The organism is Pseudomonas rossensis (assembly GCF_039888995.1).
Classification (GTDB): Bacteria; Pseudomonadota; Gammaproteobacteria; order Pseudomonadales; family Pseudomonadaceae; genus Aquipseudomonas; species Aquipseudomonas rossensis.
This window is the reverse complement of record NZ_JBBWCB010000006.1, coordinates 1-19,543: the sequence shown is the minus strand read 5'-3', so window position 1 is coordinate 19,543 and position 19,543 is coordinate 1. Positions and strand designations below refer to the sequence as shown.

18 protein-coding genes and 1 pseudogene are annotated in these 19,543 nt (G+C 59.5%); 12 read left to right on the top strand and 7 right to left on the bottom strand.

The features are described from left to right. Positions 1 to 64: 64 nt before the first annotated feature. The gene (locus tag WLY71_RS03435; protein WP_129439106.1) at positions 65 to 1,867 is read left to right on the top strand and encodes an acyl-CoA dehydrogenase; all 1,803 of its coding nucleotides are present in this window, start codon (positions 65 to 67) and stop codon (positions 1,865 to 1,867) included. A gap of 117 nt (positions 1,868 to 1,984) precedes the next feature. Here the strand turns inward: WLY71_RS03435 and WLY71_RS31245 are convergent, their stop codons facing one another. The 4 genes and pseudogenes from WLY71_RS31245 to WLY71_RS03420 form a co-directional block, all read right to left on the bottom strand. Continuing rightward, on the bottom strand, positions 1,985 to 2,716 hold the full coding sequence (locus WLY71_RS31245; protein ID WP_425589908.1) for a methyl-accepting chemotaxis protein: 732 nt from the start codon (positions 2,714 to 2,716) through the stop codon (positions 1,985 to 1,987). A gap of 135 nt (positions 2,717 to 2,851) precedes the next feature. Next, positions 2,852 to 3,877 (bottom strand): annotated as a pseudogene (locus tag WLY71_RS31240) (HAMP domain-containing protein); the annotation flags it as partial. 145 nt (positions 3,878 to 4,022) lie between these two features. Next, complete coding sequence (locus WLY71_RS03425; protein ID WP_149416844.1) at positions 4,023 to 4,325, bottom strand: cell division protein ZapA; 303 nt, start codon at positions 4,323 to 4,325, stop codon at positions 4,023 to 4,025. Further along, positions 4,322 to 4,552 (bottom strand): hypothetical protein, encoded by a 231-nt coding sequence (locus tag WLY71_RS03420; RefSeq protein WP_347802507.1) that lies wholly within the window; start codon positions 4,550 to 4,552, stop codon positions 4,322 to 4,324. Before WLY71_RS03420 ends, WLY71_RS03425 begins: the two co-directional genes overlap by 4 nt. A gap of 275 nt (positions 4,553 to 4,827) precedes the next feature. Between WLY71_RS03420 and WLY71_RS03415 the strand changes: the two genes are divergently transcribed. The 4 genes from WLY71_RS03415 to selO all read left to right on the top strand — a co-directional run bounded on the left by WLY71_RS03415 (position 4,828) and on the right by selO (position 13,316). Next, positions 4,828 to 6,453 carry a methyl-accepting chemotaxis protein gene (locus WLY71_RS03415; protein WP_347802506.1) on the top strand — a complete coding sequence of 542 codons (1,626 nt, stop codon included), beginning with the start codon at positions 4,828 to 4,830 and terminating at the stop codon, positions 6,451 to 6,453. A 223-nt stretch (positions 6,454 to 6,676) separates the two neighbouring features. Further along, positions 6,677 to 8,419: a potassium/proton antiporter gene (locus WLY71_RS03410; RefSeq protein WP_347802505.1), complete on the top strand. Its 1,743-nt coding sequence runs from the start codon at positions 6,677 to 6,679 to the stop codon at positions 8,417 to 8,419. Positions 8,420 to 8,453: 34 nt separating this feature from the next. Continuing rightward, a complete protein-coding gene (mscK, locus tag WLY71_RS03405) occupies positions 8,454 to 11,804 on the top strand; it encodes a mechanosensitive channel MscK (RefSeq protein WP_347802504.1) in 3,351 nt (1,116 codons plus the stop codon). Between the two features lie 48 nt (positions 11,805 to 11,852). Further along, positions 11,853 to 13,316 carry a protein adenylyltransferase SelO gene (selO, locus tag WLY71_RS03400; protein ID WP_347802503.1) on the top strand — a complete coding sequence of 488 codons (1,464 nt, stop codon included), beginning with the start codon at positions 11,853 to 11,855 and terminating at the stop codon, positions 13,314 to 13,316. 6 nt (positions 13,317 to 13,322) lie between these two features. Here selO and WLY71_RS03395 read toward each other — a convergent pair whose 3' ends face one another. Both WLY71_RS03395 and WLY71_RS03390 read right to left on the bottom strand, forming a co-directional pair. After that, positions 13,323 to 13,724 carry a helix-turn-helix domain-containing protein gene (locus tag WLY71_RS03395; protein WP_347802502.1) on the bottom strand — a complete coding sequence of 134 codons (402 nt, stop codon included), beginning with the start codon at positions 13,722 to 13,724 and terminating at the stop codon, positions 13,323 to 13,325. Next, positions 13,721 to 14,017 (bottom strand): type II toxin-antitoxin system HigB family toxin, encoded by a 297-nt coding sequence (locus WLY71_RS03390; protein ID WP_347802501.1) that lies wholly within the window; start codon positions 14,015 to 14,017, stop codon positions 13,721 to 13,723. Before WLY71_RS03390 ends, WLY71_RS03395 begins: the two co-directional genes overlap by 4 nt. 195 nt (positions 14,018 to 14,212) lie before the next feature. Between WLY71_RS03390 and trxC the strand changes: the two genes are divergently transcribed. Continuing rightward, complete coding sequence (gene trxC, locus WLY71_RS03385; protein WP_056741233.1) at positions 14,213 to 14,647, top strand: thioredoxin TrxC; 435 nt, start codon at positions 14,213 to 14,215, stop codon at positions 14,645 to 14,647. Positions 14,648 to 14,791: 144 nt separating this feature from the next. Here trxC and WLY71_RS03380 read toward each other — a convergent pair whose 3' ends face one another. Next, the gene (locus WLY71_RS03380) at positions 14,792 to 15,562 is read right to left on the bottom strand and encodes a ParA family protein (protein ID WP_347802500.1); all 771 of its coding nucleotides are present in this window, start codon (positions 15,560 to 15,562) and stop codon (positions 14,792 to 14,794) included. A 354-nt stretch (positions 15,563 to 15,916) separates the two neighbouring features. On the opposite strand from WLY71_RS03380, the gene WLY71_RS03375 reads away from it, so the two are divergent. From WLY71_RS03375 to WLY71_RS03350, 6 genes are all read left to right on the top strand, one after another. Then, a complete protein-coding gene (locus WLY71_RS03375) occupies positions 15,917 to 16,642 on the top strand; it encodes a beta-ketoacyl synthase chain length factor (RefSeq protein ID WP_347802499.1) in 726 nt (241 codons plus the stop codon). Beyond that, positions 16,618 to 17,430 (top strand): lysophospholipid acyltransferase family protein, encoded by an 813-nt coding sequence (locus WLY71_RS03370; RefSeq protein ID WP_347802498.1) that lies wholly within the window; start codon positions 16,618 to 16,620, stop codon positions 17,428 to 17,430. Before WLY71_RS03375 ends, WLY71_RS03370 begins: the two co-directional genes overlap by 25 nt. Further along, entirely contained in the window at positions 17,408 to 17,683 is a 276-nt protein-coding gene (locus tag WLY71_RS03365) for a phosphopantetheine-binding protein (RefSeq protein ID WP_347802497.1), read from the top strand. Before WLY71_RS03370 ends, WLY71_RS03365 begins: the two co-directional genes overlap by 23 nt. Positions 17,684 to 17,692: 9 nt before the next feature. Beyond that, positions 17,693 to 17,947: an acyl carrier protein gene (locus WLY71_RS03360; protein WP_007992314.1), complete on the top strand. Its 255-nt coding sequence runs from the start codon at positions 17,693 to 17,695 to the stop codon at positions 17,945 to 17,947. Further along, positions 17,944 to 18,489 carry a COG4648 family protein gene (locus tag WLY71_RS03355; RefSeq protein ID WP_008149624.1) on the top strand — a complete coding sequence of 182 codons (546 nt, stop codon included), beginning with the start codon at positions 17,944 to 17,946 and terminating at the stop codon, positions 18,487 to 18,489. The genes WLY71_RS03360 and WLY71_RS03355 overlap by 4 nt, the downstream gene beginning before the upstream one ends. Then, positions 18,486 to 19,543: AMP-binding protein (locus WLY71_RS03350; RefSeq protein WP_347802496.1), on the top strand; the 1,058-nt coding region annotated here is incomplete at its 3' end. The genes WLY71_RS03355 and WLY71_RS03350, both read left to right, overlap by 4 nt.

Here is a 19,543-nt window from a genome sequence, read left to right as displayed (position 1 = left end):
CATCCTGTTCAGTCCACCCTTCCCACGCCTAGACTCGGCCCATTCCAAAAAAAGGTAGGCCGCCATGTCCGAGACGTTGCTCAGCTCCCGCAATCTGGCTTTCGAGCTGTATGAAGTCCTTGATGCCGAGGGCCTGACCCAGCGCGAGCGTTTCGCCGAGCACAACCGCGAGACCTTCGATGCTGCCATCGGCACCGCCCGCACCATCGCCGAGAAGTTCTTTGCTCCGCATAACCGCAAGGGCGACGAGAACGAGCCGCGCTATGAGGACGGTCAGGCGATTCTGATTCCGGAAGTGAAACCGGCGGTGGATGCCTTCCTTGAAGCCGGTTTCCTCAACGCCGCGCGCAGTTTCGACGCGGGCGGGATGCAACTTCCTACGCTGTTGTCCCAGGCCTGCTTTGCGCATTTTCAGTCGGCCAACGCGGCGTCGACCTCTTATCCGTTCCTGACCATGGGCGCGGCGAACCTGATCGAAAGCTTTGGCACAGAGGAGCAGAAACAGCGCTTCCTGCAACCGATGATCGACGGTCGTTTCTTCGGCACCATGGCGCTGACCGAACCGCATGCCGGCTCGTCGCTGTCGGATATTCGTACCCGCGCCGAGCCTGCGTCTGACGGCACGTATCGACTCAAGGGCAACAAGATCTTCATCTCCGGCGGTGATCATCCGCTGTCGGAAAACATCGTGCACATGGTGCTGGCGAAATTGCCGGACGCACCGGCCGGGGTGAAAGGGATTTCGCTGTTCATCGTGCCCAAGTTTCTGGTCAACGATGACGGCAGTCTGGGCAAACGCAACGATGTACTGCTGGCCGGGCTGTTCCACAAGATGGGCTGGCGCGGTACTACGTCCACCGCGCTGAACTTCGGCGACAACGGCGAGTGTGTCGGCTATCTGGTGGGCAAGCCTCATCATGGCTTGAGCTACATGTTCCAGATGATGAACGAGGCGCGGATCGGCGTCGGCATGGGCGCGGTGATGCTCGGTTACGCCGGGTATTTGTATTCTTTGGAGTACGCCCGCGAGCGTCCGCAAGGTCGCGTGCCGGACAGCAAGGACCCGAACACCGCGCCGGTGGCGATCATTCAACATGCCGACGTCAAACGCATGTTGCTGACCCAGAAAGCCTACGTCGAAGGCTCGTTCGACCTTGGGTTGTACGCGGCGCGACTGTTTGACGACACCACCACGCTTGAGACTGAAGCCGAGCGCAAACAGGCCCATGAGCTGCTGGATTTGCTGACACCGATCGTCAAATCCTGGCCGTCGGAGTTTTGCCTGAAGGCCAATGAACTGGCCATCCAGATTCTTGGCGGCCACGGTTACACCCGCGAATATCCGGTTGAGCAGTACTACCGCGACAACCGTTTGAACCCGATTCATGAAGGCACTCATGGCATTCAGTCGCTGGACTTGCTGGGACGCAAACTGGCACAGAACGGTGGTGCGGGGCTCAAGCAATTGATCCGTCTGATTGCCGATACCGCCGAGCGCGCTCAAGCGTATGAATCTTTAACCGCGCTGCGTGAGCCGCTGGAGAAATTGGTGGCGCGCCTGCAAACGGTGACCATTGGCCTGCTGACGGATTTGGGGCAAGGCAAGGTTAATAGCAGCCTGGCGAACTCGGCGCTGTACCTGAAAGTGTTCGGGCACACGGTGATTGGCTGGCGCTGGTTGGAGCAGGCGATTCGCGCCGAGGAAGGGTTGGCCAAAGGGAATGTGGCGGATGTGAGCTTCTATAAAGGCAAGCTGCAGGCGGCGCGGTATTTTCTGACGTGGGAAGTGCCGGGTTGCCACCATGAATTGGCGATTCTTGAGGCTCGGGATGATGTGTGTCTTGGGATGCAGGATGAGTGGTTTTGATCAGCAATAGATCGGTGTAACGGCCACAAAAAAGATCGCAGCCTTCGGCAGCTCCTACAGGGAAACGCATTCCAATGTAGGAGCTGCCGAAGGCTGCGATCTTTTGATCTTGATCTTTTAGCTCAGCTTGAAGCCACCCATCTGCCGCGCCAAATCATCGGCCAACCGCTGCAACGTCTGACAATCCTCGCGGCACGCCCTGACCTCCCCCGCGGTGGCACGGGCCAGATCAGAAATCCCCTGCACGTTCCGGTTAATCTCTTCCGTCACCGCCGACTGCTCTTCCGTCGCCGTCGCCACCTGATGGTTCATGTCGCTGATGCGCTCCACCTGACCAGTAATCGCCGTCAATGACGCCCCGGTGCGCTGGCTCGACTCGACGCCCGTACCGGTCGCCGCTTGCCCGGAATGCATCGACGACACCGCGTTCTCCGCGCCTTGCTTGAGGCTGCCAATCATCTGCTGAATCTCATCAGTCGACGACTGCGTCCGCCGCGCCAACGTCCGCACTTCATCCGCCACGACCGCAAACCCACGGCCCATGTCCCCGGCCCGCGCCGCTTCGATGGCCGCGTTGAGCGCGAGCAAATTAGTCTGCTCGGAAATCCCGCGAATCACTGCCAGCACCTGATCGATGGATGCCACCTGATGGGCCAACTCGCCCACCGCACTGGCAGCAAGGCCGATTTCATCGGACATGCTTTCAATATGCCGGATCGACCCGCCCACCACTTCCCGCGCCTGCATCGCCTCATCCCGGGCAGTTTGCGAAGCCACCGCCGCATTGCCGGCATTCTGGGCGATTTCCTGCACGGTCAGGCCCATTTCGTGGACGGCGGTGGCGACCATGTCAGTCATTTCCTGCTGACGGCCGGAGCGTTCGGCCGTGTTGTCCACCACCCGCGCCACCTGGCCGACTGCTGTGCGTAAACGCTCGCTGGTAGTCAACACTTCGCCAATCATGTCGCGCTGACTTTCCAGGAACCGATTGAAGCCACGAGCCAGGTCACCGAGCTCATCGGCGCGGCTGGAATCTAACCTGTGGGTCAAATCTCCCCCACCGCTACCGATTGCTACCAGCGCTGCTGTTACCTGACGGATCGGCCGCACCAATCCGCGGGCCAGCAACACCACCAGCAACAGGCACACCAGCGCCACCGCCAGGCCGATGCCGCTGCTCATCCACATGGCGCGACGGGCTTCAGCGTAGATCTGCGACTGCGGCACTTCGGCCACCAGGGTCCAGCCCAAGTCCCGCAACGGCAGGCTCAACGCCAGATAATCTTCGCCGTCGCGGACAAAGCTACTGTTGGTGGCAACTTTTTGACCCATCACCGCTTGTGCGGCAGTTGCGCCAATTTGCTCGGCCAACGTGCGTTTGCCGCTGAATTGCGCTTCGGGATGAACCTGGATCAAACCGTCGGAACGCACGAGATAGACCTTGCCGCGCTCACCGAAGTTGAAATTGTGGATCAGCTCCGACAGCTCTTTCATGCTCAGGCCAAGCCCGGCGACGCCCACGACTTTGCCGGCCTGTTCGACCTTGAGGTCGATGAACAGCGCCAATTCGCCGGTCGCGGTGTCATTGTCGATATTGAGGGTGCGCGGCTGATTGCTGTCGAGAAACGAGTAGAACCAGGCGTCTTTGGGGTTGGAACGGCTGAGGGTCCGGTCCAGACCTTTTTCAGTGAAGTAATTGCTTGAGGGAGTGCCGACGATCAGCGCGGTAAAGGCCTTGTGCTCGGCGCGGATGCCTTCCAGATACTGCACGAACGTGGCGGTCTGGGCGCTGTTTTCGCCCCCGGCCAACCAGTCGCGCACCATGCTATTGCTGGCGATGTCCTTGGCGGCGGTGAGGGGCTGAACGAGGATTCGCTCGATGTCGTTGCGCATCGCTTCGATGCTCGACGGTAGCGCTTGTTCGACCAGATAGCGCTCGGCGAGACGGTTGACCACGAGGGTATAAACGCCAACCACGATCAGAATACTGACCAGCAGGGCGGTGCCCATACTCAGGATCAACTGCCATTGAATACTGCGTCGCCAGAACTGCATGGAGCACCCCCAAAGAATAAGAGGCTGAAACACTGCAACAGCCGTGCCGATTGTATACAACGCAAACGACAATTTATTCTTTGGTTGTGCGCAAAGCCGATCAGGCCTGATTGATCGTCTTGGAGATCACTTCAACCGTGGCGCTGACTTGCTCTTGGTAACGGTCGAGTTCCTGCTTGTGCTGTTTCTGCATTTCGATCTGCTGGGAGCACAGATTCATCGCCGCCAGCACCAGCAAGCGGTCACCGATCAGCGTCGGGTACTTCTTTTTGGTGTCGGCCAGGGCAGCCTTCAGCATTAATGCGGCGTCCAGCAGGGTTTGCTCTTCCCCGGCCGGCGCCTTGATCGAATAGTCCTCCCCCAGGATCGAGACGACTTTTACCCCTGCGGCGCCGTGACTCATGCGCTGACTGGGCCGGCGCTGACGCGCTCAACCAGGGCCTGGATGCGTGCGGCGGTGTCACCTTGTTTCTCTTCCTGTTCCATCAGGCTCAGTTGCAGGCTTTCGTTTTCATCCTTGGCCTGGGCCAATTCTGCGCTCAGGGTTTGGTTAGTGCCGAGCAGGGTCTGGTTCTGTTGCACCAGGTCGCTGACCAGCTGTTCCAATTGGCTTAGGGATGCTTCCAACATTTTGATTTTCCGAGCATTTTCAAAGGGCGCGTACGATAAAGAAAAGTCACCACGGATGCCAGGGTTATCCAGGCGCAAGGCCTTGATTTTGCTGGCGGGCGACCTTCCTCGCGAACTTTAAAGACTGTGATTGGCGGATCTGGTTCCTGCACTTCGTCGCCCGAGCGGGCGTGCGACAAATACGCGCAGGGGCTCAAGACTTCAGTCGTATGACCGATAAGTCACCCATACGTCAGTCTCAGCGCGGCACGGATGCGCTCTTTTCGGTAAATACCATGTCCCTTCGTAATATGAACATCGCGCCACGGGCGTTCCTCGGCTTCACCCTGATTGGCGGTTTGATGCTGGTTTTGGGGGTATTTGCCTTGAACCAGATGAGCAAGATTCGCGGCGCCGGTGAAGACATCGCTTCCATGAGTGTGCCGAGCATTAAAAGCCTCGACGAATTCACTCAGCTGGCACTGCGTCTGCGGGTGCTGTCTTACCGTTTGCTGGTGAACCGCGAATCGGACGTGCAGCAGAAAACCTTCGAGCTGTTTGACTTGCGTAATCAGCAGATCCGCGACGCTCAACGAGTCTACGAACCGCTGATCGACGGCCAGCAGGAACGCGCTGCTTACGATCAATACGTGCAGTTGCTGGCGCAGTATCGCCAACTCGAAGATCGGATGAAGACGCTGTCGCGCAACAACCAGGTCGACGAACTGCGCACCATGCTCAACAGCGAATTGCTCTCCAACTCCGAAGCGGTCAACTCGGCCCTGGCAAAGTTGCTTGAGATCAACACCCGACAGATCGAAGCAACCGACACCCTTGCCGGTGAGCAATATTCGACGTCTCTCAATCTGGTGATCACTTTGCTGGTCATCGCCAGCGGCCTGACCCTGCTTTTCGCCTGGTTGCTGACCAACAGCATCACCAAGCCGATCGCTAATGCCCTGAGCGCTGCCGAAGAAATTGCTGAAGGCAACCTGACTCGCCCGATCACCGTAGACGGTGAGGACGAAGCCGGCCGTTTGCTGTTGGCCATGTCGAAGATGCAGGACAAGCTGCGCGACACCCTGCAACGGATTTCCGGTTCCGCCACGCAACTGGCGTCCGCCGCTGAAGAGCTCAACAGTGTCACCGACGAAAGCGCCCGAGGCCTGACCCAGCAGAACAACGAAATCGAACAGGCCGCCACCGCTGTCAACGAAATGACCAGCGCCGTGGAAGAAGTCGCGCGCAATGCCGTCAGCACGTCCGAAGCCTCGAAAAATGCCACCACCTCCGCCGGTGATGGTCGTGACCTGGTGCAGGAAACTGTCAGCGCCATCGAACGCATGAGCGCCGATGTGCAGAGCACCGCGACCCTGATTGGCGATCTGGCCAACGAGTCTCGTGACATCGGTAAAGTGCTGGACGTGATTCGCGGCCTGGCTGACCAGACCAACCTGCTGGCATTGAACGCAGCCATCGAAGCGGCTCGTGCCGGTGAGGCCGGTCGTGGTTTCGCCGTAGTAGCGGACGAGGTGCGTGCCCTGGCCCATCGCACCCAGCAGTCGACCAGCGAAATCGAACGCATGATCGGCAGCATCCAGAGCGGAACCGAACACGCGGTGGATTCGATGCGCAACAGCACCGAGCGCGCTGAGTCGACCTTGAACATCGCCCGTGGTGCAGGCCTGTCGCTGGACACTATTAATAGCGCAATCGTCGAAATCAACGAACGCAACCTGGTCATCGCCAGTGCTGCCGAAGAGCAGGCACAGGTGGCCCGTGAAGTGGACCGCAATCTGGTGAACATTCGTGATCTGTCGGTGCAGTCGGCGACCGGGGCTAACCAGACCAGCGCTGCGAGCAATGAGCTGTCGCGATTGGCGCTGGACCTGAACAACATGGTTGGGCGGTTTAGCCTCTAAACAGAGATCGCATCACTGCCGAAAAGATCGCAGCCTCGTTTCACTCGACAGCTCCTACAGGTTTACGCAGATCCTTTGTAGGAGCTGTCGAGTGAAACGAGGCTGCGATCTTTTGATCTGCAAAACCTTTTTGACAGCATCACATTTCAACAGGTTAGAATCGCTGGCACGCAGACTGCGTGGTCAGTTTGCGCCCGCCTTTCAGCTTTCTGGAGTACTGCCTTTGAATGCGACGACCATCAACAGCCTGTTCTTGATCGGCGCGTTGCTGGTAGGTGCAAGCATTCTGGTGAGCTCACTTTCATCGCGCCTCGGTATCCCGATTCTGGTGATCATCCTCGCGGTGGGCATGTCGGCCGGCGTCGATGGCGCCGGCATTGTTTTCGATAACTACCCAACGGCTTATCTGGTCGGCAACCTCGCGCTGGCAGTCATCCTGCTCGACGGCGGCTTGCGCACCCGGGTTTCCAGCTTCCGCGTGGCGTTATGGCCGGCGCTGTCGCTGGCGACGGTCGGGGTGTTGATCACCACCGGGCTGACCGGCATGGCAGCCGCGTGGCTGTTCAACCTGAACCTGATTCAGGGCCTGCTGATCGGCGCTATCGTCGGCTCCACCGACGCCGCGGCGGTGTTCTCGCTGCTCGGCGGCAAAGGCCTGAACGAACGGGTGACCGCCACGCTTGAGATCGAGTCCGGCAGCAACGACCCGATGGCGGTGTTCCTCACCGTAACCCTGATCGACATGCTCGCCAGCGGCCAGACCGGTCTGCACTGGAGCCTGCTCGGGCACTTTATGCGTGAGTTCGGTATCGGTGCCGTCATCGGCCTGGGCGGCGGCTGGGTCATGCTGCAAATGGTCAACCGTATCCACTTGGCCACGGGCCTGTATCCGATTCTGGTCATTGCTGGCGGACTGGTCGTGTTTGCCCTGACCAACGCCTTGCATGGCAGCGGCTTTTTGGCGGTTTATCTGTGCGGCCTGGTCATCGGCAACCGCCCGGTGCGCAGCCGCCACGGCATTTTGCACATGCTCGACGGCATGGCCTGGCTGGCGCAAATCGGCATGTTCCTGGTGCTGGGGCTGCTGGTGACACCCCACGACTTGTTGCCGATTGCCCTGCCCGCTCTGGGCCTGGCGCTGTGGATGATTCTGTTTGCGCGGCCGTTGTCGGTGATCGTCGGCCTGCTGCCCTTCAAGGCGTTCCATGGGCGCGAGAAGGCGTTCATTTCCTGGGTCGGGTTACGCGGCGCGGTCCCGATCATTCTGGCGGTGTTCCCGCTGATGGCCGGCCTGCCCAACGCCCAGCTCTATTTCAACCTCGCCTTCTTTATCGTGTTGGTGTCGCTGCTGGTGCAGGGCACGAGCCTGCCGTGGGTGGCGAAGCTTTTGAAAGTGACCGTTCCGCCGGAGCCGGCGCCAATCTCCCGCGCAGCCCTGGAAGTCCACGTCACCAGTGAGTGGGAGCTGTTCGTTTATCGCCTCGGTGCCGAGAAATGGTGCATCGGCTCGCCCCTTCGCGAACTGAAAATGCCCGAAGGCACCCGGATTGCAGCAATGTTTCGTGGCCAGCAACTGCTCCATCCGTCGGGTAGTACGGTGCTCGAAGTCGACGATTTGCTGTGCGTAATCGGCCATGAACACAACCTTCCGGCCCTCGGAAAACTCTTCAGTCAGGCACCGCAACGGGGCCTCGATTTGCGCTTCTTCGGCGACTTCGTACTCGAAGGAGACGCCCAGCTGGCCGCGGTTGCGGCACTGTACGGGTTGAAAGTGGAAGGCATCGATCCGGACATGTCGCTCGGTCATTTCATTGCCCAGAAAGTGGGCGGTGCACCCGTAGTCGGTGACCAGGTGGAGTGGAACAACACCATTTGGACCGTCGCGGTCATGGAAGGGAACAAGATCGGTAAAGTGGGCGTCAGATTCCCCGAAGGAAGTCGCCCCGGTCCGGGACTCTTCCTCTAAACTCCACACTTCGTCTCGTTTTCGATCGGTCTCTATGTCAACCCTGCGCACGTTTTTCATCATGGCCCTGCTGGGCTTGAGCCTCTCTGTCAACACGCTGCAAGCCGCGGAACCGCCCACCAGCGAAGCCGTGCAGGCGAACCTGAACAAGATCGCCGACCGCAAATTGCCGGAAGCCGATCAGAAAGCCCTGCAGAGCATCCTGCAAAGCACGCTGACACAGCTCAACAAACAGCGTGAGTACGAGCAGAAACTGACCGATCTCAAGCAGCAACTGGCCAACGCCCCAAAGCAGAACATCGAGAACCAGCGAGAACTGACCAAGCTCAAAGCCAGCAAAGTGCTCCCAGTACCGCAGCGCTATGCCAAAGAGCCTATTCAGCAACTGGAGCAAATGCTCACTGAGCGCTCCACCCTGCAAAGCGATCTGCAGAAGGCCCTGTCCGACGCCAACAGCCTGGTCATTACCGCTCAGACCCGCCCCGAGCGCGCCCAAGCCGAAATTTCTGCCAGCCAGACGCGCATCCAGCAGATCAACAACATCCTCAAGGTCGGCAAGGACGCCGGCAAGACCTTGACCCCTGAGCAACGCGACCTGCTCAACGCCGAGCTCGCGGCGCTGAATGCCCTGATCCCGTTGCGTCGCCAGGAACTGGCTGGCAACAATCAGCTGCAGGACTTGGGCAACAGCCAGCATGACTTGCTCTCGGAAAAATCCGATCGCCTGGATCAGGAAATCCAAGAGCTGCAAAACCTGATCAACCAGAAGCGCCTGGCCCAGTCCCAGGAGACGGTGACGCAGCAGTCCATCGAAGCGCAGAAGTCCGGCGGCAGCAGCCTGCTGGCTACCGAAAGCGCGGCCAACCTGAAACTTTCGGACTACCTGCTCAAAAGTACTGACCGCCTCAACGAAGTCACCCAGCAGAACCTGCAGACCAAGCAGCAACTGGACAACGTGACCCAGAGCGATTCGGCGCTGGACGAGCAAATCAACGTGCTCAAGGGCAGCCTGTTGCTCTCCAAGATTCTCTACAAACAGAAACAGGCCCTGCCACTCCTCAAGCTCGACCGCGACCTGGCCGACCAGATCGCCGACATTCGCCTCTATCAATTCGAAGTCAGCCAGCAACGGGAACTGCTCAGCAACCCGGCGACCTACGTCGACAACCTGCTGTCGACTCAGCCTCCCGAGCAAGTCACCCCGCAACTGCGCAAGAGTCTGCTGGAACTGGCCACGACCCGCGTCGACCTGCTGGAGCGGTTGAACCGCGAACTGAGCGCGGTGCTCAACGAATCCATCACCCTGCAACTCAATCAGAAACAATTGCTCAGCACCGCGCAAAGCCTGCGGGCGACCCTCGATGAGCAAATGTTCTGGATTCCCAGCAACAAGCCACTGGACCTGGAATGGATACGCGCCGTACCGGAACGCCTGGAGCGTCAGGTCACCACCCTGCCCTGGGCTTCCAGCCTGAGCGAATTGAGTGACGGGCTGACCCAGCGGCCGTTGTTGTTCCTGCCGCTGGCGTTGCTGATCGGTGCCCTGTTGTGGCGGCGCAAGAACCTCTATGCCCGACTGAACAAGGTTCACCAGGACATCGGCCACTTCAAGCGCGATAGCCAGTGGCACACTCCCCAGGCCATCCTGATCAACATTTTGCTGGCGATGCCGGTGTCTCTGGGCCTGGCCTTGTGTGGCCTGGCCTTGCAAATCGACGCCCGCGGACAGAACGCCAACATGGGCGCGGCGCTGCTGCAAATGGCCCAGGCCTGGCTAGTGTTCTACACCGCTTACCGGATTCTTGCGCCGGGCGGCGTGGCCGAACTGCATTTCCGCTGGGAAAAACCTCAGGTCGAATTCCTGCAGGGCTGGGTCCGTCGACTCGGGCTGGTGGTCATGGCGTTGGTCGCGGTGGTGGCAGTCGCCGAGCTGCAACCCGCGACCCTGGCCGATGACGTACTCGGCATGCCGGTGGTGCTGACCTGCTACGCGTTGATGGCCTGGCTGCTCAGCCGCCTGCTGATCAGCAGCCCGACTCATCAGAACGCTTCGCTGTTCCGCAAGGCCGTGGGGATCATGTTCACCGTCCTGCCTGTCGCGTTGTTCGTGGCGGTGTGCTTTGGCTACTACTACACCGCGCTGAAGCTCAGTGACCGGTTGATCAACACCCTTTACCTGCTGATGTTCTGGCTGGTGATCGAGGCCACCTTCGTGCGCGGCCTCAGCGTTGCGGCACGCCGTCTGGCTTACCAGCGCGCCCTGGCCAAACGCCAGGCTGCGAAAGAGGCCGGTGACGGTGAAGCGGTGATCGAAGAGCCAACCCTGGATATCGAGAAGGTCAACGAACAGTCCCTGCGCCTGATCCGCCTGGCACTGCTTGGCGGTTTCATCGCGGCGTTGTACTGGGTCTGGTCTGACCTGATCTCTGTGTTCTCGTACCTGGATAACGTCACCCTCTACGAATACACCAGCGGCACCGGCGCCAACATGAGCATGGTGCCGATCAGCATTGGCGACATGCTCGGCGCGCTGATCATCATCGGCATTACCTTCGCCCTGGCGCGCAACTTGCCAGGGCTGCTGGAAGTGTTGGTGCTGTCGAAGCTGAACCTGGCTCAGGGCAGTGCCTATGCCACCACCACCTTGCTGTCTTACGTGATCGCCGGCGTCGGTTTCGTCTCGACCCTGTCGACACTCGGCGTGAGTTGGGACAAGTTGCAATGGCTGGTGGCGGCGCTGTCGGTGGGTCTCGGCTTCGGGATGCAGGAAATCTTCGCGAACTTCATCTCCGGGATCATGATCCTGTTCGAACGCCCGGTGCGGATTGGCGACACCATCACCATCGGCAACCTGTCCGGCACCGTGAGCAAGATCCGCATCCGCGCCACGACCATCACCGACTTCGACCGCAAGGACATCATCGTCCCGAACAAGACGTTCATCACCGGGCAATTGATCAACTGGTCCCTGACCGACACCATCACCCGAGTGACCCTCAAACTCGGTGTCGATTACGGTTCGGACCTGGACCTGGTCAAGGAATTGCTGCTCAAGGCCGCGCGCGATAACCCGCGAGTGTTGAAAGACCCGGAACCCCACGTGTACTTCCTGAACTTCGGCGAAAGCACCCTCGACCACGAGTTGCGCATGCATGTACGCGACCTCGGTGACCGTAACCCGGTGCTCGACGAGGTCAACCGCTTCATCAATCGCGAGTTCAAGAAGCAGCACATCAACATCTCGTTCCGGCAGATGGAGGTTTACCTCAAGAACATCCAGGGCCAGGAATACAGAATGGTGCCCGTCGATCCGGAAGCCAAAACCATTGTGTCCAAACCCGATGGCAAACCGCTGCAAGAGCCACCAGCCGCCAAGCTCGACTAAGCGGCTTATCCCTAGCAGAATGCTCGGACATTCTGCTGGAGATGGCCCTTGAAAGCCCTCGACGAACTGACCTTCGATAATCGTTTCGCCCGCCTGGGCGATACGTTTTCCGCCCACGTGCTGCCCGAGCCGATCGACAACCCGCGCCTGGTGGTGGCCAGCCCTGCCGCCATGGCGCTGCTCGATCTCGACCCTACCGAGGCCGAAACCCCTGAGTTCGCCGAACTATTCAGCGGCCATAAGCTCTGGGCCGACGCGATCCCCAGGGCGATGGTCTATTCAGGTCATCAGTTCGGTTCCTACAACCCACAGTTGGGCGATGGTCGCGGTCTGTTGCTGGGCGAGGTCTACAACGAGGCCGGCGAGCATTGGGACCTGCACCTCAAGGGTGCCGGCCAGACGCCCTTTTCACGCATGGGTGATGGGCGGGCGGTGCTGCGGTCCTCGATCCGCGAATTTCTTGCCTCCGAAGCGCTGTATGCCCTGAACATCCCGACCACCCGCGCCCTATGCGTGATCGGCTCCGACACGCCGGTGTGGCGCGAGAAGCAGGAACGCGCGGCCATGGTCCTGCGCATGGCGCCGAGCCATGTGCGTTTCGGGCATTTCGAATATTTCTACTACACCAAACGTCCCGAGAAGCAGAAAGAACTCGGCGACCACGTGCTGGCCATGCATTTCCCGGAATGCCTGGAACAGCCGGAACCGTACCTGGCGATGTTTCGCGATATCGTCGAGCGCAATGCCGAACTGATCGCCAAATGGCAGGCTTATGGCTTCTGCCACGGCGTGATGAACACCGACAACATGTCGATCCTCGGCATTACCTTCGACTACGGCCCGTTCGCCTTCCTCGACGACTTCGACGCCCACTTCGTCTGCAACCACTCCGATGACCAGGGTCGTTACTCCTTCAGCAACCAGGTGCCGATCGGCCAGTGGAACCTCAGCGCCCTGGCCCAGGCCCTGACGCCGTTCATCAGTGTCGAAGCCCTGCGCGAAACCCTCGGCCTGTACTTGCCGCTGTACCAGGCCCATTACCTGGACCTGATGCGCCGCCGCCTTGGTTTCACCACGGCCGAAGACGATGACCAGAAACTGCTGGAGCACCTGCTGCAACTGATGCAGAACAGTGGCGTCGACTACAGCCTGTTCTTCCGCCGTTTGGGGGAAGAATCACCGGAACTGGCCGTCGCCCGCTTGCGCGATGACTTCGTCGACATCAAAGGCTTCGATGCCTGGGGCGAGCTCTACATCGCCCGGGTTGTTCGTGAAGGCGAGGCTGATCAGGAACAACGCCGCAAACGGATGCACGCCGTCAATCCGCTGTACATCCTGCGCAACTACCTGGCGCAGAAAGCCATCGATGCGGCGGAGAGCGGCGACTATGCAGAAGTTCGTCGGTTGCACGCGGTGTTGAGTAATCCGTTCGAGGAGCAGCCGGGGATGGAGAGCTATGCCGAGCGGCCGCCGGAGTGGGGCAAGCATTTGGAGATCAGTTGCTCTTCCTGAACCCGATCAGATAAAGGTCTCCACCGACACTCCGAAGCGCTCGGCCAACCAGCGGATCTGCCGCAGGTTGAGCTGACGCTTGCCGCTCAGAATCTCGGAGACAACAGACTGGGCGCCGACACCGGGCAAGTCGCTTTGGCTCAGACCGTGCTCGCGCATCAAGTAGCCGAGGACGTCGACACCGCTGGGTTTCGGCATTGGGTGATGCTTGTGATCCCATTCCTCGATCCAGTCACCGATGATATCTACAAGACTCATCAGCGGATGGGACTCGTCATCACCGGTCATCTCGAGCAACTCGTCCAACGCCCGCGCCAACATGTCATAGTCGTCTTCATTGTTTGGTTTGCGCAGCACAGGCGAGACAAACTCCCAATGCTCGGCAGCTCTTTTGATCAGAACACTCATGCTCTTTCCTCCTTCCATTTTCCGCGATCATATTCACGGTGATCCAGCACATGCTTGATATAAAGCTTTTGCGATCGATACCTGACAAAAGCGATCAGCCGCAATTTATTGCCACCGATATCGAAAACGTGATGCTCACCCACCTTGTCGACAGCAGGAAAGATGGCTCTCATCGCCGCAAAATCCGATGGCTTACTTCCTTTGGCCAATGGATACCAATAATCCAATGCGGTGGCTGTATTTGGCCATTTGGTCTTGGCTTCACGTATTCGTTTTTCGGAAATGACATGCATGCAACATTCTTATCGCATACTGCTATGGATAGTTAATCACAGACCAAAAATATCGCAAGTTGCGATATCAGTGCGCAGACCAACGGTCTCGCTCAGTACGACTCAGCCTAGTTTCATCGCCGGTCGCTGCACGATTGAAAATATGAGTAAACGTCTCCAAATAGAAGTGATCGTCTTTTTAACAGGACCATCCGCATGACCGACCCACTCCTCATCCCCTGCCCCCACTGCAACGGCCTCAACCGCATCCCCGCCGAGCGCCTCAACGACCATCCAAAATGCGGCCGCTGCAAGGCCGAGGTCCTGCTGAACAAACCCTTTGAGTTGAAGCAAAGCGATTACGCCAGCCAGATCAAAGGTGACCTGCCGTTGCTGGTGGACGTTTGGGCGGAGTGGTGTGGGCCGTGCAAGTCGTTTGCGCCGGTGTTCGAGCAGGCGGCGGTGCAATTGGCGGGCAAGTGTCGACTGGCCAAGCTGGACAGCGAGGCAAACCAGCAGTTGTCAGCGCAGTTGGGGATCCGTTCAATCCCGAGCCTGATTCTGTTCAAGAACGGCCGGGAAGTGGCACGCCAGAGCGGCGCCTTCCCGTTACCGCAATTGATGAGCTGGTTACGTAGCCAAGGGATCTGACCAAAAACTCAAAAACCACACCAATCGAAATGTGGGAGCGAGCTTGCTCGCGATAGCGGTGTGACAGTCGACATAACTGTTGAATGTTGAACCGCCATCGCGAGCAAGCTCGCTCCCACAGTGGTTCGGTGTCATTAGCGGCAATCAGGCATTTTCCAGCAGGTTGTGCAGATCGACGAATTGCTGCGTCAGCTTATGCCGCGGATCGAGGTGAATCAGCGGCGTGTTGGCCTGGTGGGATTCACGCATGCGCACCGAGCTGCCCAGGTACACCGGCAATACCGGCAGGCCTTCGGCGATCAGTTCGTCGAGAATTTGCTGTGGCAGACTGGCGCGAGCCTGGAACTGGTTGACGACGATCCCTTCGACTTCCAGCCCTTCGTTATGGTCATCCTTCAATTCTTCGATTTCCGCCAACAGGCCGTACAACGCCTGACGCGAGAAGCTGTCGCAGTCGAAGGGGATCAGCACACGATCAGCGGCAATCAATGCTGAAACCGCGTAGAAATTCAACGCTGGCGGGGTATCGAGATAGATCCGGTCGTAATCGCCGTCCAGTTCCTCGAGCAATTTGCGCAGCTTGTTGATCTTGTGTTTGGCCTCAAGCTTGGGCTGCAAGTCAGCCAGCTCGGCAGTGGCAGTGATGAGGTGGAGGTTGTCGAACGGGGTTTCGTAGATATCGACCTGGCTTTTTTTGGAGAACGGTCCGGAAGACAGGGTCTGTTTGAAAAAATCGGCGATCCCCATCGGAATGTCATTACCGGTGAGGCCCGTCAGGTACTGAGTGGAGTTGGCCTGGGCGTCGAGATCCACCAAGAGGGTGCGATAGCCCTCGCTGGCACTGACCGCCGCCAGATTGCAGGCAATGCTGGATTTGCCTACGCCACCTTTCTGATTGAACACCACGCGCCGCATGTCAAAACCTCCGTGTATCAAAGAATGACCGAGTGTAGTAGTCCACGGCGCTGCTTAGCTACCTCGCCAGCATAGGGACTACACAGTCAGGTGCAATCTCGCGCGGAAAAAGCCGTGAACTCGTGCACGGCTTGCTGACAGAGCCGGCAGATCGGCCGGCCAAAATGTGGATAATGGCCAAACGATAGCCATGCACGAACCAACCGGTACATTTCATTGAGCAAAATGTAACCATCATTTGCTACACGCCCGCCGCAACGGGATAATGCGCGCCACTCGGCGCTAAGCGCTACGTAAGGTAGTTCGCGTTTTTTGCGACTCACCGCGTCAAGGAAGCCCGCAGGGGCGGGATGAATGTCTGTGATCAATTTCAACATTGCCCAATGGCGCGCGTGGGCCCCGGGGCTCGAAAGCGTGGATGATTGGCAGGCCTGGAGCCGACAACCGGTCGTGCTTGCGAGCAGCGATGCCGCCCCCGACGTCTCGTTTCTGCCGGCCATGCAGCGCCGGCGACTCAGTCGTCTCGCGCGGATGGCGTTCAGTGTCGGTTGGCCCTTGGCCGATGGCCGTCAGGACCTACCGTTGGTCTTTATTTCTCGCCATGGCGAAACCCCGCGCACCTTCGATATTCTCAGCGATCTGGCTGCCGATCAGCCGCTGTCGCCGACCCAATTCAGCCTGTCCGTGCACAACGCGATCATCGGCCTGTGGTCGATCATGCGGGGTGAAACCAGCGAAATGACGGCCCTCGCTGCAGCCGGCGATGGCCTTGAACACGGCATGCTAGAGGCCGCGGCTTTGCTTTCCGAGGGCGCTCCCGCGGTACTGCTGATCGTCACCGAAGAGCAACCGCCCGAAGCCTACTCGACCTGGATCGACGACGTGCCGTTCCCTTACGCGGTCGGCCTGCTGATCACCCCCGGAAACGACTGGCAGTTGTCCCTGAACAGCGCCTCGGATGAGTTGTCCAAAGCCCACTGGCCCCATGCCCTGAACCTATTGCGTACCCTGCTCGGCCAGCAGACCACCTGCCAACATGCCTGGAAAAATCGTGTATGGACCTGGCAACGCAACCTGTAACCGATAAAAACCGCGACGCCTATTACTGGCGCCTGCTGGCTACCGCCGCAAGCTTCACCCTGTTCGGGTTGGGCGGGCTGTGCCTGCGGCTTGTGGTTTTCCCGCTACTGAACTGCCTGCCCGGCGATGCCCGGACACACCGGCGGCGGGCGCGGCACACCGTCGCTCGCCTGTTCTGGTTTTTTGTGCGATTCATGGCTCGCACCGGCGTGCTGACTTACGACATCCAGGGCGCCGAAAAACTCGGTCGACCGGGGCAAATGATCATTGCCAATCACCCGTCGCTGATCGATGTGGTGTTCCTGATCGGCCTGGTGCGCCACGCCAACTGCGTGGTCAAGAAAAGTCTCTGGGAGAACCCTTTTACCCGCGGCCCGCTGCGCTGCATCGAATACATCAGCAACGACGGCAGCATGGACATGCTCGATGCCGCTGCCGACGCGCTGAAAAGCGGCCAGACCCTGATTATCTTTCCTGAGGGCACCCGCACTCAGCCCGGTCAGGCGCCAGCCTTCCATCGGGGTGCTGCGGCAATCGCTCTGCGCGGTGCGAAAATTCTCACCCCGGTGATCATCAAGGTCAGCCCGACCACGTTGACCAAGGCCGAGCCCTGGTATCGGATCCCCAAACGCCGTGTGCACTTCAGTTTCCGTGTCGGGGCCGATATAGACCCACAAGCCTTCGCCTCGCTGGGCCCAGCTCCTCAGGCCTCGCGCAAGCTCAATGACTATTTGCATCATTACTATATTAAGGAGCTCGCCGAAGATGAGCGATCTGCACACTCTTAGTCTCAAGCAGGAAATCAAAGAACTGATCATCGAAGCCCTGGGCCTTGAAGACATCAGCGCACAAGACATCGGCGACGACCAGACGCTGTTCGGCGAAGGCTTGGGCCTGGATTCGGTAGACGCCTTGGAACTCGGCCTGGCAATCCAGAAAAAGTACGGCATCAAAATCGACGCCGACGCCAAAGACACCCGCAATCACTTCAGCAACGTGGCGAGCCTTGCGGCGTTCGTCACCGCAAAACAGGCAGCTTGAGACCGGACCATGCAAACTCGTGACGACATCTTCAACACCCTGCGCGATGCTCTGGTCGAACTCTTCGAGCTGGACCCCGAGCGCGTGAGCCTCGAATCCAACCTGTATCAGGATCTGGAAATCGACAGCATTGACGCGGTCGACCTGATCGATCACATCAAACGCCAGACCGGCAAGAAAATCGCTGCCGAAGAGTTCAAATCGGTGCGCACCGTCAGCGACGTGGTCGAGGCGGTCTACCGTCTGGTTCAGCCGGCCGCATGAGCCGACTGATCGGCCTCGGCCTGCTGCTGGCGGGCCTGCTGTACCCCTTTGCGGTGTATTTCGGCATGGAACATTTCGCGCCGTGGCAGTTTGGTCTGCTGCTGGGCAGCCTGTGGCTGGCCCGGGCACTGCTCGGTACGCGCAAGCCCGGCAGTTTGTGGATGGCAGTCACCGCGATTGCTTTTTGCCTGTTGCTGGCGCTGTTCGACAGCCCGCTGCTGCTGCGCTGGTACCCGGTGCTGATCAGCGCGTTCATGCTCGGGCTGTTTGGCCTGAGCTTGATCGTTGGCCCGCCGATCATCGAACGCCTGGCGCGTTTGCGCGAACCGCAACTGCCGGCCAAGGCGATTGTTTATACCCGCCAGGTGACGATCGTCTGGTGCGTGTTTTTCTTCTGTAACGGTTTGCTCGCCGCCGCCCTGACCCTCTGGGCGCCGCTAAGTTGGTGGATGTTGTACACCGGCCTGATTTCCTACGGATTGATGGGCCTGCTGTTTGCCATTGAATGGCTTATACGACAACGGGTACGAGGCCACCCATGAATTGGATAAAACTTGAGCAACTGTTGCTCAAGGCGCAACCGGAACGTGCCGTGACGGCCGAACCGGCACTGAATCACGCTCAGCTGTGCGAACAGGCATTAAGCCTCGCCGCGGGCCTGCAAGCCCAGGGTGCACGGCGTATTGCCGTGCACCTTGAGGACGCCGCTGACCTGGCGATTGCCCTGCTCGGTGCCTGGCGCGCCGGGGTCAGCGTGCTGCTGCCCGCAGACCTGCAAGCCCAGACTCGCCAGCGCTGGTCGACCGAAGTCGATCTATGGCTGACCGATCAAGCCGATGACGTACACCTTAGCGATTACCGACATCCGCCGTTGATGGCGGCCGCACTGGATCTGGATCGCTGTTCGCTGAGCCTGTGCACGTCCGGCTCCAGTGGCGAACCCAAGCGCATCGACAAAACCCTGCGCCAACTGGCCAATGAAGTCGAAGCGCTGGAGCGGCTCTGGGGTGCCGATCTTGGCGCGGCTTGCATCATCGGCAGCGTCGCCACTCAACATATCTACGGATTGTTGTTTCGAGTGCTGTGGCCGCTGTGCGCCGGGCGCTCGTTTGTGCGCAAGCAACTGGCATTCCCTGAAGACCTGCAGCGCGCCAGCCGCGAACACCCGGTGTTCGCCTGGGTCGCCAGCCCGGCGCTGCTCAAGCGCATGGGCGACAACCTCGACTGGCCCGCGTTAAGTGCAGTTCGCCGAGTATTTTCCTCCGGCGGCGCCCTGCCGGCCGAGGCCGCACAAAGCCTTCAGCAACGCCTGCAGCAATGGCCGACAGAAATCCTCGGCAGCTCGGAAACCGGCGGCATCGCCTGGCGTCAGGGCCACGCACTCTGGCAACCCTTCGCTGACATCGAGTTGAGCCAGGACAGCGACGGCGCCCTGCTCATTGCTTCGCCGTACTTGCCTCCCGGGCATATCGAACACACCGCGGATGCCGCGCGAATCGCTGCCGACGGCCGATTCGAACTGCTCGGACGGCTGGACCGGATCGTCAAACTGGAAGAAAAACGTATCTCGCTACCGATGCTCGAACAGGCACTCAT

Excerpts from the sequence above, each read along its gene's own strand:
- WLY71_RS03435 (WP_129439106.1), top strand. The coding sequence starts at position 65 with ATGTCCGAGACGTTGCTCAGCTCCCGCAATCTGGCTTTCGAGCTGTAT.
- WLY71_RS31245 (WP_425589908.1), bottom strand. The coding sequence starts at position 2,716 with ATGGTCGCCACCGCCGTCCACGAAATGGGCCTGACCGTGCAGGAAATC.
- WLY71_RS03425 (WP_149416844.1), bottom strand. The coding sequence starts at position 4,325 with ATGAGTCACGGCGCCGCAGGGGTAAAAGTCGTCTCGATCCTGGGGGAG.
- WLY71_RS03420 (WP_347802507.1), bottom strand. The coding sequence starts at position 4,552 with ATGTTGGAAGCATCCCTAAGCCAATTGGAACAGCTGGTCAGCGACCTG.
- WLY71_RS03415 (WP_347802506.1), top strand. The coding sequence starts at position 4,828 with ATGTCCCTTCGTAATATGAACATCGCGCCACGGGCGTTCCTCGGCTTC.
- mscK (WP_347802504.1), top strand. The coding sequence starts at position 8,454 with ATGTCAACCCTGCGCACGTTTTTCATCATGGCCCTGCTGGGCTTGAGC.
- WLY71_RS03395 (WP_347802502.1), bottom strand. The coding sequence starts at position 13,724 with ATGAGTGTTCTGATCAAAAGAGCTGCCGAGCATTGGGAGTTTGTCTCG.
- WLY71_RS03390 (WP_347802501.1), bottom strand. The coding sequence starts at position 14,017 with ATGCATGTCATTTCCGAAAAACGAATACGTGAAGCCAAGACCAAATGG.
- trxC (WP_056741233.1), top strand. The coding sequence starts at position 14,213 with ATGACCGACCCACTCCTCATCCCCTGCCCCCACTGCAACGGCCTCAAC.
- WLY71_RS03380 (WP_347802500.1), bottom strand. The coding sequence starts at position 15,562 with ATGCGGCGCGTGGTGTTCAATCAGAAAGGTGGCGTAGGCAAATCCAGC.
- WLY71_RS03375 (WP_347802499.1), top strand. The coding sequence starts at position 15,917 with ATGTCTGTGATCAATTTCAACATTGCCCAATGGCGCGCGTGGGCCCCG.
- WLY71_RS03370 (WP_347802498.1), top strand. The coding sequence starts at position 16,618 with ATGGACCTGGCAACGCAACCTGTAACCGATAAAAACCGCGACGCCTAT.
- WLY71_RS03365 (WP_347802497.1), top strand. The coding sequence starts at position 17,408 with ATGAGCGATCTGCACACTCTTAGTCTCAAGCAGGAAATCAAAGAACTG.
- WLY71_RS03360 (WP_007992314.1), top strand. The coding sequence starts at position 17,693 with ATGCAAACTCGTGACGACATCTTCAACACCCTGCGCGATGCTCTGGTC.
- WLY71_RS03355 (WP_008149624.1), top strand. The coding sequence starts at position 17,944 with ATGAGCCGACTGATCGGCCTCGGCCTGCTGCTGGCGGGCCTGCTGTAC.